This window comes from Cerasibacillus terrae (assembly GCF_008039555.1).
Classification (GTDB): Bacteria; Bacillota; Bacilli; order Bacillales; family Amphibacillaceae; genus Cerasibacillus; species Cerasibacillus terrae.
In genome coordinates this window covers 121246-138898 of record NZ_VDUW01000007.1, presented here as the reverse complement: position 1 = coordinate 138898, position 17653 = coordinate 121246, and the positions used below count along the sequence as shown (strand labels likewise).

Below are 17653 nucleotides of genomic sequence, written 5' to 3'. Positions count from 1 at the left end.
TAATTTTATCAAAAGGTGTCCTTTTTGTTTACTCAAATAACAACATAAAAAGGCGTGGGGCCTACACTTTTTTTAGTGTAAGCTCCCACGCCTTAGTTTTTATTTACTGGGGTTTTGTCCCAGCCTCGCTTTTTATTTTTACCGAACAATAATTATCACAGAAGGAGAAAATAAGGAAGCCAGTGATCAGCTGGCTCTATATAGGCTGGGTTGTGGTATTTCATCTCACAAGTCTTGTGTAGATTACTATATTTATATGAAAATAACACCAACTAGTGTTGGCAAATCTACTAATAAAATCATACATTTGAGCTGATATATAGACAACTTCCTCAATTTTAATAGAACTAGACTATTAAACAACCAGTAAAGCCAAATATACATAAAGTAGTATTGTAATACAAATAAAAAAAAGGAGATGTTTCATAATGTCATGTAATCACGTAGATTTTGGAGAAGATTGTGTATGTGAAATTGTAAGAGCGATTATCGATGCACAAGATCAAGTTAATGGGGATAATTGTTGTACAACTGGTTGTGAGCAGTCCATTGCAGACCTTCTTTCTCCTGCAACTAACGGAGCAAATGGTAATAATACAATTCCATTTATTCTTTACTGTAAAGGAGACTGTGACGCATTCGTTGCAAGCAGTGTTGTACAAAGACCAGCTGGTGGCGGTGGAGTGAGTTTCAACTGTATTACTTCTCCAATATTCCGTGCCAAAAAATTTGTTGATGACGAAGAGTGCTGTGTAGTTCTTGAATTACTACAACCAGTCAATGCTGGTGGAAACCCAGTTACGACAGGAGATGAAGTTTGTGACTTCTTCCCTGGCACTGGTACAGGGCCAATTCGAAACCTTCGTAGCACAGGGGTTTGTATCACTGTAGACCTTAACTGTTTCTGTGGAATCGCTTGTCTAGATCCGACAACACCACTTGCAGCAGCTTAAATTTGTATAATAGCAAATCTCCTTATTGGGGAGGTTTGCTATTTACTTTTTCGCTTATCTAAAAAAACTACATATACATACATAGATATATTTAAAAGAAAAAATAGATAGACATAGATAACCCATGTCGGGCTATTTAAACTATTTAAAAATCGCAATGAATAGATTGTAATTGGTGTTAATATTGCTATCAATATGATAAAGCTAAACACATGAAATACATATTCCTTGAAACTTAGTTTATGAAAGTAATCTAAAACAGCTTTTCGTTCTTTAATAACCTCTATTAAGAAGTATAAGCCAAGAACAAAACCTAAATTGATTTTTGAATAAAAGAAACTAGTGAAGGCTAACAAGATAAGTATCCATAATATTTTATTGGAATGTCTTTCGATGAACTGTATCATATACATTTCTCCCTATAGTAAGTCTTCTTATATTACGAAATATGAATCCTTTTTGTTTCATTTATGCCCTAAAAAAAAACCTGTAAACAAAAAACATGCCTACACAACCAATTCATGCTATGATAACAAAAGAACGGAGGATAGCCTATGAGAGAATTTAAAGACTTACATTCCATTGAGGAAATTGACACTTTTATTAACAACAATCAACTCGCGTTTCTCTATGTAAGTATGCCTAATTGTAGTGTGTGCCATGGCTTATTGCCACAAATCCAAGAACTAATGGAGAAGTATCCCCAGATTGAGCTTGCACATGTTGATGCATCAGAAGTAGAAGCGGTTGCTGGGAAGTTTTCCGTCTTTACGGCACCTGTTCTACTCCTCTTTGTAGACGGAAAAGAATATGTACGAGAAGCACGAATTGTTCATATGGATCTGTTTAACGAAAAAATCCAAAAAATATATGAGAATGTGGCGGAATAATATTCTGTCACATTTTTTTATCCAGAATTATGTCCGTAAAGATGTTACAATTATAACAGAAGCTTCATTTAATGAAAGGGGTTTTTGAATGAGAATTCTTGTTATCGGTGCAAGTGGAACAATTGGTAGTGAAATTGTGAAAACATTTGGCCCAGACCACGAAATTATCCAAGCTGGAAGAAATGGAAAAGATGTTCAAGTTGATATTTCTTCTGTAGAAAGCATTAAAAATATGTACGATCAAGTAGGTAAAGTAGATGCGGTTGTGAATGCAGCCGGTGGTGCTAAATTCGCAAAACTTACAGAATTAACACCTGAAATCAATGAAGTAGGTATTCAAAGTAAACAAAAAGGGCAAGTGAATCTCGTCCTTCTAGGGATGGATTATGTCAATGATAATGGCAGCTTTACCTTAACAACTGGAATTATGATGGATGACCCTATTAAGGAAGGTGCTGGAATCGCCATGGCAAATGGTGCAGTGAAGTATTTTGTCAAAGCTGCCGCCATTGAAATGCCAAGAGGAATTCGTATTAATAGTGTAAGCCCAACAATCATGAAAGAATCATGGGAGGCACTGGGTTCTTATTTTCAAGGATTTGACCCTGCTCCTGCAAGTAAAGCTGCATTACTATATAAGAAAAGTGTGCTTGGTGCACTGACAGGGAAAAACCTTGAGATGTATTAATAGGTAACAAAATGCTTGCCAAGTTGAAGTTGGCAAGCATTTTACTACCCTTTTTAAACTTTTTAATCACTCATCCTCTATCCCTAAATATTCAATATAAAATTCATAGTTCTTCGATTCTTTCATCCCATCAACTTCTAATGTTCCCCTGTATAATGTATCTCCTGTTTTACTATCACCAACAAAAAGAATTGCTTCTGCATTCATATTTTTATAAGGTGTGACAATATATATTTTTCCATTTTTTATTTTGATATGAGCTTCTTCAGAATTATCCCCCGCTATATCAAATGTTCGTTTAGAGGCAATATTTTCAGACTGGATATCGTAATTAATTATTTCGATTTCCTTTTCCGACTGACGTGTAAACATTAGTAAGTGCCCGTTTTGCGTTGGAAAGTCAATGTTCTGTAATTCATTTGGTAATTTTAGTTTGACTATTTTATCTGTTTGTAAATCATATTTCATAAGTTCCTTTTCTATTACTTGACTCTCATACATATCAGGTTCCGCTTCTATATCCTCATACGTATTTTTTTCAAAGATGAAAAATGGATCTGTTTGTGTTGTTTCACTATCGACGACATGTACATCTGTATACTGATTAGAATTATTGCTTTCATAAGCGTATTGAAATGCCAACTCATCATTCACTATTTCTCCTGTTTTCCAATCAATGGCATATACGTGTAATTCACCTTGTGGGTGCTTATCAATTGTTGCGACCACTTTAATCTTTTCACCATCAAACCAAACCCTGTTTACGGCAATATAATCATATTTCTCCTCATTAGGAAAATGGATATCCAAATTCCTCTTTTCTTGTTTCTTTTTATCCAATACACTAGCTTCTATATCAATATTTGCGTTTCCATTTATAATATTAGGTGAATGGATTGTATCAATATAAATGAGCAAATCATCATTTTCGTAAAAATCTCCTGAATTTGATTTTCCTCGCATAAAACTCCCATATTCTTTGCGCAGGCGTTCGATTTCAGGAGTTGTATCAGACTTGATTTGTTCATAGATAGATGGTAATCGGTTCATTGATGTCGATTCATTATTTGTAATGGCTATATAACTTGAATGATGTTCAGAAAGAAGGTTTCCTTCTATTATTACATCTTGAATTTCTTTTACATCACCAGCTTGCTTTTTAAAATATATATCTGAAAATACAGATGCTTTAGGACTAGATTGTATATAAAAAGTTCCAATGATAATAATCGTCAAAACGGTAAGACTAATTAATTTCCAATACTTCTTCAACAGTTTCCCCTCCATTTACACGGTAATTTTCTTATTTAATAAATAACGACTGATTAAAATAGATAAAATCATCACAAGAATCCCTAATATAATTTCCAAATAAAATAACTCCAAAGGATATAAATAGGATTTTCCAGTAAATAAAACTGTAAAAATAGGTGCCACTAAAATCCCCATCATTATTGCAATATAAATAATGCCATAAAAAATTCCTTTAACCTGAAAGCTTCTTTCAAATAAAATCGCAGTAAAAATAAGAAATACTACCATAAACCCAATTCCATAATAAATCAGAAAATCACTGAAATAATTTGGAAATAAAACGGATAAAGGATGGTATGAAGAAATTGCTTCCTTTGAAGTCAAGGCCATTTGAAATTCATCCGGAATCATGACATCTATCATTTTATTTTCAATCGGTAGTAAAACTAATTGTAATGCGACAAGTCCAAGTACCATTAAAAAAATGGTTGTTGCCTTTGCTAAATAAATATTTATCCGTGCTGTTGGTAACATAAGTAAACGATAGATAAATGTACTTTTCCCAAACCAATCCCTATACCAAATAAGAAATACATAAATCAATAATACAGCGATACAAATTATAATAGGAAATATAAACCACCATGAACCCAAGACTCGTACAAGATCCATATATCCATTCATCTCAAGAAATTCCTGAACTGGAACTCCTTCTTTATAAATCATCCAATTTGCTTCTTTCAAGTATGATTTCGACTTCAAAAAGGTTCCGACTAACTGCAAAACCACCGTTATACCAATTAATGATAGATATACTTTTATAAAACGATTCACTTCAAAATTGACTAATTTCAAGTAATTCTTCACGCACGATACACCTCTCTCATGACATCGACAATGGATTTTCCTTCTTTTTCACGAACTTCTTCTGCATCAAACTCCTTCAGAATAACACCTTGATCCAAAAGAACAGCCTTATCAATTAGATGTTCAATATCATGTATTTCATGCGTTGTAATAATCACACCACGTTCTTCGATTAAATGACTGGTAAATACCTCTGCTATTTGTTCTCGACTAAATATATCAATCCCGGAAAATGGCTCATCCATTAAAACATAATCAACATCTAAGGCAAGACCTAGAAGAAGATTCGCTTTTGCCCGATTTCCTTTTGACAATTCCGAGATTCTGTCTGTTTTTTCGAGGCGAAAGAAATGCAACATTTCGTCTGCACGTTTTTGGTTCCAACTTGTATAAAAGTCCTTCATAAATTCCATCGCTTCTTCAATTCGCATTTGTTGGAGCATCGTAATTTCATCTGGAATAAAGGTGATTTTTTCATAACTTGCTTTATCGACTTTCTTTCCATCAATTAATATTTCACCACTTTTAATTGGGGTTAAATTCATAATCGCGTTCATAATGGTTGTTTTCCCAACACCATTGATACCAATTAAACAAGTAATTTCCCCTTTATTTGCAGTAAAACTAACCCCTTTTAAAACCTTTTTACGTCCGTAATTTTTAGTAATGTTTTTTACTTCAATCATTTTCTCCCTTCCCCTCATTATTCGAAGTTTTTTCATAATTTTCCTTCACATTTTCTAGCATTTCATCTAGTGGAACTTTAATTGAACGCATGGATGTAATGAATGCACTTGTCGCCTCCATGATTAATTCTTCTCTTAATGCACGTAATATTTGTTCATCTTTCGTAACCCGACTTGGTAAATTACCTTCCGTGAAAATCAATCCCTCTTCCTCCATCTCCCTATACGCTCTTTGCGCAGTGTTTGGATTTATTTTTAATTTATTCGCCAATTCTCTTCTTGACGGAACTTCCCCTCCAGGCTCCAACTCACCTTTTGCTATTCTTTCCTTAAAATGTTGAACAACCTGGACATAGACAGGATCCCGACTATTAAACTTCAGTCCCATAGACACATCTCCTATATCACTGTTGATTACATACCTCTTTTAATACGCGTATTAAACACACCATACACATTATATAAAAAAGAGATATTCTTTGATTGTACGTTGGTATCTTGTATGTACTATGTCTTTAATACAGTATTCATAAAAAAATGTATTAAGGACATCACACACGACTTAAGTGTATTATACATGTAGTACATTAAAAGTCAATTAGTTTTTTGATATTTTTTAAATGACACACGTTTGGAGAATATTTTTTTGAAAATGAACGTAGATTGAAGCAAACTTTATTCTTCTTATTGTTAGCCTGTGTTAAGATGGATTTTGAAACAGAAAAAGAAGAGGGGAAATTACGGAATGAAATTAATATCTTGGAATGTAAATGGACTTAGAGCCTGTGTGCGGAAAGGCTTTTTAGATTATTTTCATAAAGTAGATGCAGATATCTTCTGTGTTCAAGAAATAAAATTACAAGCTGGACAAATTGATTTAGACTTAGAAGGGTATCATCAATATTGGAATTATGCCGAAAGAAAAGGTTATTCCGGAACAGCTATTTTCACAAAACAAAAACCCGAATCTGTTCAATACGGATTACTTGATGAAAATAGTGAATCAGAAGGTAGAATTATTACATTAGAATTTGAAGAATTTTATTTAGTGAACGTATATACACCAAATTCCCAACGTGATTTAGCAAGACTTGATTTTCGCTTGGACTGGGAAGATAAGATATATGAACACCTCACTCGATTGGATGAAAAAAAGCCAGTCATTTATTGTGGGGATTTAAATGTTGCTCATCAAGAAATTGATATACGTAATGCAAAATCAAATATCGGCAATTCTGGTTTTACTTATGAAGAAAGAGAGAGAATGACAGAATTACTTAATGCTGGCTTCATTGATTCCCTTCGTTATTTCCATCCTGATACAGAAGGGATTTATACTTGGTGGTCATATATGAAAAACGTCCGTGCCCGTAATATCGGGTGGCGAATTGACTACTTTATTGTTTCTGAACGATTAAAAGATCACCTCCAAGACTCTGTCGCTCATCCTGATGTAATGGGAAGTGATCATTGCCCAATTCAATTAACCATTAATTTATAAATTAACTCTAAGCTGTGATGTTTTTTCACAGCTTTTTTATTTAAAACCAATATGGTCTCTCAGCGGTATCATCAGTGACCATTCAACCAAACAAATCCATGGAACAGGCTCTCATCGGTATCATCAGTGACCAATCGATCAAACGGATTCATGGAACGGGCTCTCAGCGGTACCGTCAGTGACCATTCAACCAAACAAATCCATGGAACAGGCTCTCATTGGTACCGTCAGTGACCAATCAATCAAACAGATTCATGAAACAGGCTCTCATCGGTACCCTCAGTGACCAATCAATCAAACAGATTCATGAAACAGGCTCTCATATGCGATAATGACTTACTTTGTAACAAGCTATTCACATTGTGTTCATATTCTTCCATTATCATGTATTTAGAATGAAAATATAGTGATGAATGATGAATATGAAGGAGAGATTTCTTTGAAGACATATAGTAAAACATTATTGCGCTTTTCAGCGATATTTGCCTTAGTAGGTGCTTTTTTAGGTTCACATATGGCCGGAGCTGGAAGTTATGCCTTTAAATCTGTCCATGCCCATATCCTTGTCGTTGGATGGCTGACATTATTTGCTTGGTCAGTTTATTATAAATTATATACACCTGTAAATAAAAAATTAGCTGCAGCACATGTATGGACAGCAATCATTGGATCGATTGGGCTTACGGTTGGGATGTGGCTCTACTATGTGAAGCCATTTAATTTAAATGAAACAGTGACAACGATTCTCTTCATTGTTGGGGGAACCATTTTGCTCATTAGCTTTGTATTTTTCGCTTTACTAACATTTATGAAAACAGAAGATGAAAACTAAGAAAAGCGGATCCACCTTGGACCCGCTTTTTCTATTTAATGTTTCACGTTTTGAAAATAATCAATCAATCCAAGGGAACTTAAATATAAATCCAAATTAATTAACAGGAATACCTCATGACTATCTCCAACACCTTGTTTGCGAAGATAATTCTTTACCTTGGCTTGTAAACGGCTCGTTAAATCCTCGTATGTTCCTTCATGAAAAAATACTTCTTCCGCTTCTTCTAAAAAGATATCTAACCAATCATTTACTTGGTTTAGTGCTTCTTTTGGGTGATCTGTCTTTCCATAATGACCATAAAAGATGTGTTTTATATCTAAATCTTGTAATAACCCCAATGATTGTTTCATTGCCTCCGGGTCAAGTTGGTTCGGTGGTGTAAAAGGCAAATATAAATCAATTCCTATTTGGCTAAGCTGATCATATCTCACACCAGCAACATTTCCAGTAAACACTGCTTTTGCATTTTGATGATATACTGCAAAATGATGTGTTACATATCCTGGTGTATCTAGAAATTCCAATACACACTTTGGTCCAATTTGCAATGTTTCACCGGGTTTTTTTACTAAAATATCCTCTTTGTACACTTTACCGATTGGATCAAAAAAGTCTGTAAAACTATCTCCATACATCGCTCGAGTAATCGCTGCTACCTTTCTTGGTTTTAACAAATACTCAACCGCTTCTGGATGAACAACAACTTTTGCCTGGAGACATTCCCGCATGAGAATACCTACACCTCCAGCATGATCTAAATTAGCATGGTTTAAAATAATGTATTTTACATCTTGTAGTGTATAACCTAACTCTAATAATCCAGCCTTAATGTGCTTTACAGATGGGCTTGGGCCTGTCCCAACAAGGGTTAATTCTTCTTCTGTTAAGACAAAAATTCCTGTTCGGTTTGGAACATTCATATCCAATCCATCAATAACATACACATTTTTCATGAGTTGAACAGGTTCTTTTTTAAAGGTTTCCATCATTTATACTCCCTTTTCTGAAATAATTTTATGCAAATAACACAACTATATCTACACAAACAATCCTAACATCCAAGGTGCAGCATACAAAACCATAAACTGGACTCCATAATTAACACCCCAGCGATGTAATGTTCCTGCAACTAATCCAATTAAAAGTACACCTGCAATATTAAGCCAACCAGCATCACGATATGCTAACATTAACACAAGGCCGAAGAAAACACCTAATAATGCTTCATGTGGAATATATTTAAAAACAAATGCGCATATTTGTTGAGAATATTTTACGGTTATATAATACGTTAACCCAATTGCAATTACAGCACCAATAACAGTTGCAAACACGAACTCATTCATGGAAAGTAAATGATGTAAATTATGTTCTTCTGTTAAAACAGGCGGTGCTTGGAATAGTGCAATGGCAGGACCGATTGCTGTTGGTGATAATGGCAGACCAATCGCAATCAAAGGAATTAATGTTCCTGAAATATAGGTTGCATTTGTTAAACCATCCATACTAGAAATTGCTCTTGAAGCTCGTTTAACAGGATCTTTAATATGCTTTGTAAATACCTCTCCTAAGAAAATTGTGATCCCAACTGGACTCATGAAGAATGTAAGAACTCCGGTAAAAGAAGCAATAGATGCAGTTTTTACTTCCTTTTTATCCAATATTTTAAATGGATTAGGAAAGCCCTTTACTTGTGATTGTTTCTTTACCTTTATTTCTTTTTTGGAATGTCGTGGTAATTTTTCCCGTATATCCCGATTTAATAACTCAAATAACTTTAAAATAATGGGACCAATTGTAATTCCTAAGAAAAACGACGTAAATACAGTCTTGTCCTCAGGGATAATGCCAATCCCCCAATATAAGTGACGTAATCCTTGAATAAGAATTGCAAATGGCAAAATGGTAGCTAATGCAAGCCACCTGTTCTTAGACATGATAGCTAAAAAAATCGCTCCACCGAAAAAGATTGGTCCAGCATACTCTGCAATTCCTTCACCAAAAGGCGCTAATAAGCTTGCTAAAAGTAAACTAACTGGAACAGCAACAATCGTTCCAATAACAGATCCTGATGCCATTTTTCGGATACTAACATCTGGTAATCCGTATTTTTTTAGTACCATGGCATGTTCCACCATTGGTGCAGCCATTACTCCACCAGGTATTCCAGCGACAGCAACTGGAATAGAATCCGTTAGTTTCTTGGCTACAATTGCCGCAATAAAAAATGTTAAAATAATGATTGGTTCCAACCCTGCTAGTACAAGTACAAGTGTGACCGGAGCAAGCACTGCTGTTTCATCTGTTCCCGGTGCAATACCTATAATTGTATAAATTGCGGTTCCTAATACTGCGGCAATAATCATTTGTACAATTAATGTGACATCCATTACTTACTCCTCCTCATCTACATACTCAAATGTCCGTTTTGGTTTAATGATGATACTGCAAATAATAAAGCCAATAACCGTACCAATCAGACCAAAAACAAGTGATTTCGTTGCATCATCTGGAGCAAGTAAATAGGCTCCCATGGTTGTCACACTACATATAATTAAGCTAAGTACAAGGTCTTTTATATGGACAACATCTTCCCAAACTTCAATATATTCTTCTTTTTCATGGTTTGATTTCATTACACCTACTCCTCTTCCGTTTTTATTCAGGTCTTACTTTAACATAATATAATAACACAGTACTTTTTAAATAGGAAAAGTATTTTATTTTTACTTTCAATATATAATAAGGGAATAATTTATAGGGAAACGTTCAAAATAAAAGTGATTATGATGAAGGAGGAATTAGCATGCATCAACAAAATCAATCCCAGAACTTTCAACAATCAGAACAGGTTACACCACAAATGAACCATGGAGGACATGAGTTATTTGACTCCCATGAAGCAATTAGTGGGCTATCTGGTGGTTTGGAGCAATTTTTGCTTTATGAACAGCATATCCAAGATCCGGAATTAAAATCAATCCTACAGCGTCAACGCAGCTTTTTAACGCAACTATATAATACTGCTGTAGAGACATTGAAAACAGGCCAAGATCCCGCTGTCAAAACACAAGTTTACAAAATGCAGACAAGTAATGATGTTTTATTTGGGATGCAAGCCTCTCAGCCTAAATCACCTGCTCAATCGGTAAATGAATTAAACGACCAATGTATTTCTGACTTTATGATGAGTGTGATGAAGGCAAATGCATCTAGCTTTACGATGGCGGCATTGGAAACAACAAACCCTGTACTACGTCGAGTTTTTGCTGATAGTGTTCCAAATTTAATTGAAATGGCATATGAAACTTTCCTATACCAAAACAAAAACCATTATTATCAAGTTCCACAATTAAAACAAGAAGATATGAATAACTATTTGAATGCCTTTGCACCAATTCAAGGTGGTACCATGATGCAATAAAAGGTTCATTCAGGTAGACGATTTCTAACACATTAAAATACCGCATCACCAAATGGTGAGCGGTATTTTTTTAATCAAGTAACCGATTATTTTCATCGGTTGCCATTATTCTTACATTTCTAACCCCATTTGTCATATCTACTTTACCCTGACCATCACAAACACTACATTTATATTGCCAACCTTCATCATCTGCTAACATCCCTGTTCCGTGACATGCTTTACATAGGGTATCTTCAGGCAAGACACATACCTCCCTTTTATTTCTTTTGATTTTTCACCCAGTTTATAATTCCACCTTGTAACATGATGTCTTTCTGCCTTTCCGAAAGAACATGCATGACTTCAATTGAAATATCTTTTCCTTTTACATCTAATGTAAAATTTTTACCTGCTTTTACTTTATTTCTTAAGTCAGAGACAACTAAAGTATCCCCTTGCTCTATTTTTTCATAATCCTTTTCATGGACAAAGGTTAATGGTAATACACCAAAGTTCACTAAATTTTGCCAATGGATCCGTGCAAAATCTTTTACAAGTGCAATTTTTAAACCAAGATAGCGTGGTGCTAATGCGGCATGTTCACGACTTGACCCTTGACCATAATTATAGCCACCAACAATGGCATGCCCCCCATGATCAACTGTCTTTTTTGCTCGTGAATAATACGTGTCATCAACAATTTCAAACGTAAATTTACTTATCTCTGGTAAATTACTCCGATACGGAAGAACCCTCGCTCCACCCGCAAGAATTTCATCTGTTGATATGTTATCTGACATTTTTAATAAAACAGGTACTTCTAATTCATCTGGTAATTCATCCATAGCAGGTATGGAGGCGATGTTTGGTCCTTTTTCTAACGTGACATTCTTTGCCTCTTCATATGGCAACGGATGGTCTAATACATTTTTATCCACTGTTGGATTCTTCATTTCTTTTACCTTTGGATAAGAAAAATCCATTGTACGTGGATCTGTAATTTGACCTGTTAACGCAGATGCTGCAGCTGTTTCTGGGCTACATAAATAAACACTATCCTCTTTTGTACCAGATCTTCCTGGGAAGTTTCTCGGTGTTGTCCGTAAACTGTTTTTCCCTGTAGCAGGTGCTTGCCCCATACCAATACATCCATTACATCCTGCCTGGTGCATTCTCGCTCCAGCCTGGATAAGAGAAGCAATATGACTTTCTTTTACAAGGTCTGTTAACATATGACGTGACGTTGGATTTATATCAAAGGAAACTCCGTCATGAACACGTCTTCCTTTCACTATTTCAGCTGCTATCGCAAAATCTCGATACCCTGGATTAGCAGACGAACCAACATAAGATTGGTAAATAGAGGTCCCTGCTATTTCTCTTACTGGTACAACATTTCCAGGGCTTGATGGTTTTGCTATTAATGGTTCTAATTCTGACAAATTTATTTCTTCATCAATATCATATGTTGCGTCTTTATCTGCAATTAATTCAATCCAATCGTCTTCCCTTCCTTGTGCCTTTAGATAGCTTTTTACTTCTTGGTCAGAAGGAAATACTGTTCCAGTTGCCCCTAATTCAGCTCCCATATTGGCAATCACATGGCGATCCATAGCACTTAAATTTTCTAGCCCTGGTCCATAATATTCAATGACCTTTCCGACACCACCTTTTACATCATAACGACGCAAAAGTTCCAAAATAACATCTTTTGCACTAACCCAATCTGGTAATTCGCCTGTCAATTTAATTCCCCAAACTTTAGGCATTTTTACATAAAATGGTTCACCTGCAATTGCTAATGCTACATCTACACCACCAGCTCCCATCGCAAGCATTCCCATACAGCCATTTGCACATGTATGACTATCTGAACCAAGCAAGGTTTTTCCTGGTTTTGCTAAATACTGCATATGAACTGGATGACTAACACCATTTCCAGGGCGACTATGGTATAGACCAAATCTTCTAGTAGCACTATATAAAAATAAATGGTCATCCGGATTTTTATTATCTTCTTGAATTAAATTATGGTCCACATATTGTGCCGATACTTCTGTCTTGGCACGTTCTAACCCCATTGCTTCTAATTCAAGCATGACAAGTGTACCAGTTGCATCTTGTGTAAGAGTTTGGTCAATCTTTAAACCAATCTCTTCTCCTGGTACCATTTCTCCTGATACAAGATGACTTTGGATCAATTTTTGTGTAACATTAAACCCCATTCCTTTTCCTCCTCGCTATACAATTACACTCCTCTTACCCTTTATTAGTATATGAATTAAAAAGGAAAATATTTGCCAATAGGTGAATAGTCTTCGCTTACATTTTTTCGACTTTAGCATTCTCGGAAACATTTCACGTCTATTCATGCCCAATTTTTATGAATTTGTGATTTTAGGTAACAATTAGCTCCTACTCGTTACCATCCTTCCACTTTTTTCGAATATCGGTCACGATTAGCGTTTATTCGTGCCTGTTTTTTGTGGATTTGCAATTTTTGGGAATGATTAGATCATATTCGTTCCCAGCTTTCCTCTTTTTCCGAATATCGGTCACGATTAGTGTCTATTCATTCCCATTTTTTATGATTTTACGATTTCCAGTAACAATTAGCTCCTATTCGTTCCCGTCTCCTACATTTTTTGAGTTTTTAGTAACGAACACGAACACATTTGTGCAAAGTTGTATTTACTCAATAAAAAGCACCCCTGGCATTAGATTTTCAATTTAATTTCAGAGGTGCCCCATAAAACGCTCTTTTATAAATTTTGCCCATAATATTTATCAAGGGAAAATCCTCGACCCAAGATTTCCGATGCATTAAGGAAGATAACGAAAGAAGATGGTTCTTCTTCCTCAAGACGTTTTTTCAAATGAACAGCTTCTTTTTGGTCCGCAACACAAAGGATCATTGTTTTTTCCCTTTTCGTATATCCACCAACTGAACGCACTGTTGTTAATCCGCGGTCAATTTCTTCTTTAATAAAGGTTTGAATTTTTTCTTCCTCTTCTGTAATAATCAAAATCAACTTACTTCGTGATGTATCAATTAGAACAGCATCAATAGCTTTTCCTGTGATATAAATTGCCATTAAAGCAAAAAGGGTCAATTCTAAATTAAACACAATTAAAGAAGCACCCACAACCAATCCATCAACAATAAATTGTGAATAACCACTTGAAATACCTGTAAACTTTCTCACAATTTGGGCGATGGCAGCTGTTCCTCCTGTGGACCCATTTCCTTTATAAACAATCCCTAGCCCAATCCCTAAAACAATTCCTCCATATAATGCACCTAAAAAGGGATTTGTTATCATGATTGGAATATCCTCTGATAACCAGATTACAAATGGTACCCAAAATGTCCCAAGTAATGTTTTCTCAGAGAAATCCCTGCCCAATACAATCCAACCGATAATGAAAATTGGAATATTCATGATAAATTGTGTAAAGGCAGGACTTAATTCAAATAGCTCATACAGAATGGTACTTACGCCTGATAGTCCCCCAGCAGCTAATTTAGTTGGTAATAAAAAAATATTATAAGCCAAACCAACCATGGTGGCACCAATTATTACTAGTAAATAATCATAATATTTTGATCGTTTCTTCGCCAAATCAAATCCCTCTCTCTATAGACTGCTTTAAAAAGCATTGTTTTCTATTGTATTTTGTGTTATTTTTATATATTCCCAGGAATCAAATCATTAACAAACCGTTAATTTTATTTTATATTCATAAATGGAGAAATCCAAGCTATATTTTAACATATGGGCTTGTTTTAGTAGATTATTTTTTAAATCCCTAAAAATTACCAAATTCTTGCCCTGTTGCAATCCCACAATGTATACAGTATAATATACATTTGATACTTTATATTAATAGTTTGTTAGATTAAAAATGAGGTGAAACAAAGTGAAGAAATTTTTACAAACAAAGATGGGGTTCTTCTTTGTAGCAGCAACTTTGCTTTGGCTAAAATCGTATTTGATTTATGTGATTGAGTTTAATTTAGATATAAAAAATAGTATACAGTCTTTCCTCTTATTTATAAATCCAATTAGTTCGGTACTGATTTTCCTTGGTATTGCACTTTTTGCAAAAGGGAAAAAAGCTGGAAAGTGGATTATTATAATCGATTTTTTAATGAGTTTCTTTCTGTATGCAAATGTAGTCTTCTATCGATTTAATAATGACTACATCACATTACCAACTCTTACACAAACAAGCAATTTTGGTAGCTTAGGTGGAAGTATCGTTAGTTTGATGGAGTTGTATGATGTTTTTTATGCTATTGACTTGATTCTATTAATCTTCTTATTTATGAAAACGAAGCATCATTGGTCAGATGAACGTTTACAATTACGTAAACCTGTACTTATTTTAATGGCTGGTGCTATTGCTTTCTCAGTAAACTTAAGTATGGCTGAAGCAGATCGTCCGCAGTTACTAAAAAGAACTTTTGATCGAAATTATATTGTGAAGTACTTAGGAGCTTATAATTTCGCCATCTATGATACGATACAAAATATCAAATCATCATCACAACGTGTTTTTGCAGATAGCAATGACATTGTAGATATTAAGGAATATACGAAAGAAAAGTATGCAAAACCAAATCCGGCACTTTTTGGAGCTGCTAAAGAAAAAAACATTATCAAAATTCACTTAGAATCCTTCCAATCATTTCTAATTGATTACGAATTACACGGAGAAGAAGTAACACCTTTCTTAAACTCATTAGTTCATGATCAGAAAAAAGGATTCACATATTTTGATAACTTTTTCCATCAAACAGAACAAGGAAAAACAGCTGATGCTGAATTCATCCTAGATAACTCATTGTATGGATTACCACAGGGAGCTGCCTTTGTTACGAAAGGAAATAATACGTATCAAGCCCTACCTGCTATTTTAAATCAACGGATGAATTATACTTCTGCTGTTTTACATGGAGATTATAAATCTTTCTGGAATCGCGATGAGATTTATAAACAATTTGGAATCGATCACTACTTTGATGCTAGCTATTATGATATGTCCGAAGAGAACGTCATTAATTATGGATTAAAAGATAAGCCATTTTTCGAAGAATCAATCCCAATGTTAGAATCATTAGATGAACCATTCTATGCGCATTTAATGACCTTAACACATCACCATCCATATTTGATTGATGAAGAAGATGCAACAATTGAACCTGCTGAAACAGGTGATGGTTCTGTTGACCGCTATTTCCAAACTGCAAGATATTTAGACGAATCATTAAAAGAGTTTATTGATGATCTAAAAGAAGCTGGTCTATATGAAGACTCCCTTATTTATATTTATGGTGACCATTATGGTATCTCTGAAAACCATAATCGAGCAATGGAGGAGATTTTAGATAAAGAAATAACACCTCTTGTTAGTGCCAACTTACAACGAGTTCCATTTCTAATTAAAATACCTGGAGTGGAAAGTCAAGGCATTAACCATCGATATACTAGTCAAATGGATGTCATGCCGACACTCCTACACTTAATGGGAATTCGGGCAGATGATTACATCTTATTTGGAACAGATATGTTTTCAGAAGATCATAAGCAATTCGTTCCATTCCGTAGAGGCGACTTTGTAACTCCTGATTTCTCTTATATTTCAGGTTCATACTACGATAATGAAACCGAAGAAGAAATCGAAGAAGTCACAGATAAAATGGAGAACATGAAACAACAGATAGAAAATGAACTTCAATTATCAGATAAACTAGTTTACGGTGATTTACTACGATTCTATACTCCAACAAAGGATTGGGAAGAAGTTGATCCTTCTATCTATCATTATGGTGTAGATGAGGAAGATGCAGAGATAGAACAGAATCAAGAGAATTCCGAAACAGACGATGAAACAATTGAGGATACAGATAAAGAATCAACTGATGAAACAAACCAAAAAGAAGATGACCAATGATTAACAAAATCATAACAAGCTCCTTGAAATAATAATCAAGGAGCTTTTTTGTTTAGCTATTTTCTAAAAGCAAGAAACAGATCACCTTTACATTGAAACCTCCACCATAAATTCTTACAATAAGTGAAGAAGTATTATAACGTAAAAGAACAAATAAAAGCGAGGTCACATGTATGTCAAATAAAAATGTAAATGATTTTCTAACTGACGGTATCTACGGAACAAGACTTCCCAAGCAAGAAGAACGTAACAAGTATCTAGGAACATTACGTGAGAGAATTGTTCTTGCCTTAACAATTGGGCAGACAATGTCTGACAAAGGGTTAAAAGCCTTAAGAGAAGAAATGAGAAAACATCCTGACGCATCTCTTATCTTTAATGGGAACATAGCTGATAAATTCTTGAATGAAGGAAAAAAATTAGCAAAAAAATACCATATTCCCTATACCATTATTACAAATCGAGAAACAGAGACAAGTATTGGGGCTGTTCTTAAATATGATTACGCAATCGATAAGGAAGAAATTTTTATAAAAGAGGAAGAAACTTCTCAATCAAAAGAACAACAAAAGCAATCCATTTTTCGAAAACTGTTTAAATAGGATAAATGAAATA

Annotated in this window: 19 protein-coding genes; 8 read left to right on the top strand and 11 right to left on the bottom strand. The window is 34.7% G+C overall.

Features of this window, described 5'->3' with window-relative positions; translation table 11 throughout:
* Positions 1-428: 428 nt before the first annotated feature.
* Positions 429-953 carry a CotY/CotZ family spore coat protein gene (locus tag FHP05_RS11110; RefSeq protein WP_147668234.1) on the top strand — a complete coding sequence of 175 codons (525 nt, stop codon included), beginning with the start codon at positions 429-431 and terminating at the stop codon, positions 951-953.
* Positions 954-991: 38 nt separating this feature from the next.
* On the opposite strand, the gene FHP05_RS11105 is transcribed toward FHP05_RS11110, so the two are convergent.
* Positions 992-1360, bottom strand: coding sequence for a hypothetical protein (locus FHP05_RS11105; protein WP_147668232.1), 369 nt, complete (start codon positions 1358-1360; stop codon positions 992-994).
* Positions 1361-1507: 147 nt separating this feature from the next.
* On the opposite strand from FHP05_RS11105, the gene FHP05_RS11100 reads away from it, so the two are divergent.
* Positions 1508-1843, top strand: a complete 336-nt coding sequence (locus tag FHP05_RS11100) for a thioredoxin family protein (RefSeq protein ID WP_147668230.1) — start codon at positions 1508-1510, stop codon at positions 1841-1843.
* Between the two features lie 88 nt (positions 1844-1931).
* Complete coding sequence (locus tag FHP05_RS11095) at positions 1932-2531, top strand: short chain dehydrogenase (RefSeq protein ID WP_147668228.1); 600 nt, start codon at positions 1932-1934, stop codon at positions 2529-2531.
* 66 nt (positions 2532-2597) lie between these two features.
* Here FHP05_RS11095 and FHP05_RS11090 read toward each other — a convergent pair whose 3' ends face one another.
* From FHP05_RS11090 to FHP05_RS11075, 4 genes are read right to left on the bottom strand one after another with little or no spacing between them, the layout of a single operon-like run.
* On the bottom strand, positions 2598-3803 hold the full coding sequence (locus FHP05_RS11090; RefSeq protein WP_147668226.1) for a hypothetical protein: 1206 nt from the start codon (positions 3801-3803) through the stop codon (positions 2598-2600).
* 15 nt (positions 3804-3818) lie between these two features.
* Complete coding sequence (locus FHP05_RS11085; protein WP_147668224.1) at positions 3819-4652, bottom strand: hypothetical protein; 834 nt, start codon at positions 4650-4652, stop codon at positions 3819-3821.
* Entirely contained in the window at positions 4649-5338 is a 690-nt protein-coding gene (locus FHP05_RS11080; RefSeq protein WP_147668222.1) for an ABC transporter ATP-binding protein, read from the bottom strand. The genes FHP05_RS11085 and FHP05_RS11080 overlap by 4 nt, the downstream gene beginning before the upstream one ends.
* Complete coding sequence (locus FHP05_RS11075; protein ID WP_147668220.1) at positions 5331-5726, bottom strand: GntR family transcriptional regulator; 396 nt, start codon at positions 5724-5726, stop codon at positions 5331-5333. The genes FHP05_RS11080 and FHP05_RS11075 overlap by 8 nt, the downstream gene beginning before the upstream one ends.
* A gap of 357 nt (positions 5727-6083) precedes the next feature.
* On the opposite strand from FHP05_RS11075, the gene FHP05_RS11070 reads away from it, so the two are divergent.
* Both FHP05_RS11070 and FHP05_RS11065 read left to right on the top strand, forming a co-directional pair.
* Positions 6084-6839 carry an exodeoxyribonuclease III gene (locus FHP05_RS11070; protein WP_147668218.1) on the top strand — a complete coding sequence of 252 codons (756 nt, stop codon included), beginning with the start codon at positions 6084-6086 and terminating at the stop codon, positions 6837-6839.
* Positions 6840-7278: 439 nt separating this feature from the next.
* The gene (locus tag FHP05_RS11065; protein ID WP_147668216.1) at positions 7279-7671 is read left to right on the top strand and encodes a hypothetical protein; all 393 of its coding nucleotides are present in this window, start codon (positions 7279-7281) and stop codon (positions 7669-7671) included.
* Between the two features lie 35 nt (positions 7672-7706).
* On the opposite strand, the gene FHP05_RS11060 is transcribed toward FHP05_RS11065, so the two are convergent.
* Genes FHP05_RS11060 through FHP05_RS11050 form a run of 3 tightly spaced genes read right to left on the bottom strand, consistent with a single transcriptional unit; the run spans position 7707 to position 10310 of the window.
* Positions 7707-8660 carry an MBL fold metallo-hydrolase gene (locus FHP05_RS11060; RefSeq protein ID WP_147668214.1) on the bottom strand — a complete coding sequence of 318 codons (954 nt, stop codon included), beginning with the start codon at positions 8658-8660 and terminating at the stop codon, positions 7707-7709.
* Positions 8661-8711: 51 nt separating this feature from the next.
* Positions 8712-10064 carry a tripartite tricarboxylate transporter permease gene (locus tag FHP05_RS11055; protein WP_147668212.1) on the bottom strand — a complete coding sequence of 451 codons (1353 nt, stop codon included), beginning with the start codon at positions 10062-10064 and terminating at the stop codon, positions 8712-8714.
* Positions 10065-10067: 3 nt separating this feature from the next.
* Complete coding sequence (locus FHP05_RS11050) at positions 10068-10310, bottom strand: hypothetical protein (RefSeq protein ID WP_147668210.1); 243 nt, start codon at positions 10308-10310, stop codon at positions 10068-10070.
* A 170-nt stretch (positions 10311-10480) separates the two neighbouring features.
* On the opposite strand from FHP05_RS11050, the gene FHP05_RS11045 reads away from it, so the two are divergent.
* Positions 10481-11098, top strand: a complete 618-nt coding sequence (locus FHP05_RS11045) for a spore coat protein (protein WP_147668208.1) — start codon at positions 10481-10483, stop codon at positions 11096-11098.
* Positions 11099-11168: 70 nt separating this feature from the next.
* Here FHP05_RS11045 and FHP05_RS15390 read toward each other — a convergent pair whose 3' ends face one another.
* The 3 genes from FHP05_RS15390 to FHP05_RS11035 all read right to left on the bottom strand — a co-directional run bounded on the left by FHP05_RS15390 (position 11169) and on the right by FHP05_RS11035 (position 14703).
* On the bottom strand, positions 11169-11342 hold the full coding sequence (locus tag FHP05_RS15390; RefSeq protein ID WP_191126334.1) for a hypothetical protein: 174 nt from the start codon (positions 11340-11342) through the stop codon (positions 11169-11171).
* A gap of 16 nt (positions 11343-11358) precedes the next feature.
* Complete coding sequence (locus FHP05_RS11040) at positions 11359-13305, bottom strand: aconitate hydratase (RefSeq protein ID WP_147668206.1); 1947 nt, start codon at positions 13303-13305, stop codon at positions 11359-11361.
* Positions 13306-13842: 537 nt separating this feature from the next.
* Positions 13843-14703 carry a YitT family protein gene (locus tag FHP05_RS11035; protein ID WP_269144281.1) on the bottom strand — a complete coding sequence of 287 codons (861 nt, stop codon included), beginning with the start codon at positions 14701-14703 and terminating at the stop codon, positions 13843-13845.
* A gap of 322 nt (positions 14704-15025) precedes the next feature.
* Between FHP05_RS11035 and FHP05_RS11030 the strand changes: the two genes are divergently transcribed.
* The gene (locus FHP05_RS11030; RefSeq protein WP_147668247.1) at positions 15026-17038 is read left to right on the top strand and encodes an LTA synthase family protein; all 2013 of its coding nucleotides are present in this window, start codon (positions 15026-15028) and stop codon (positions 17036-17038) included.
* A gap of 173 nt (positions 17039-17211) precedes the next feature.
* Positions 17212-17640, top strand: a complete 429-nt coding sequence (locus tag FHP05_RS11025) for a YueI family protein (protein WP_147668205.1) — start codon at positions 17212-17214, stop codon at positions 17638-17640.
* Positions 17641-17653 lie beyond the last annotated feature (13 nt).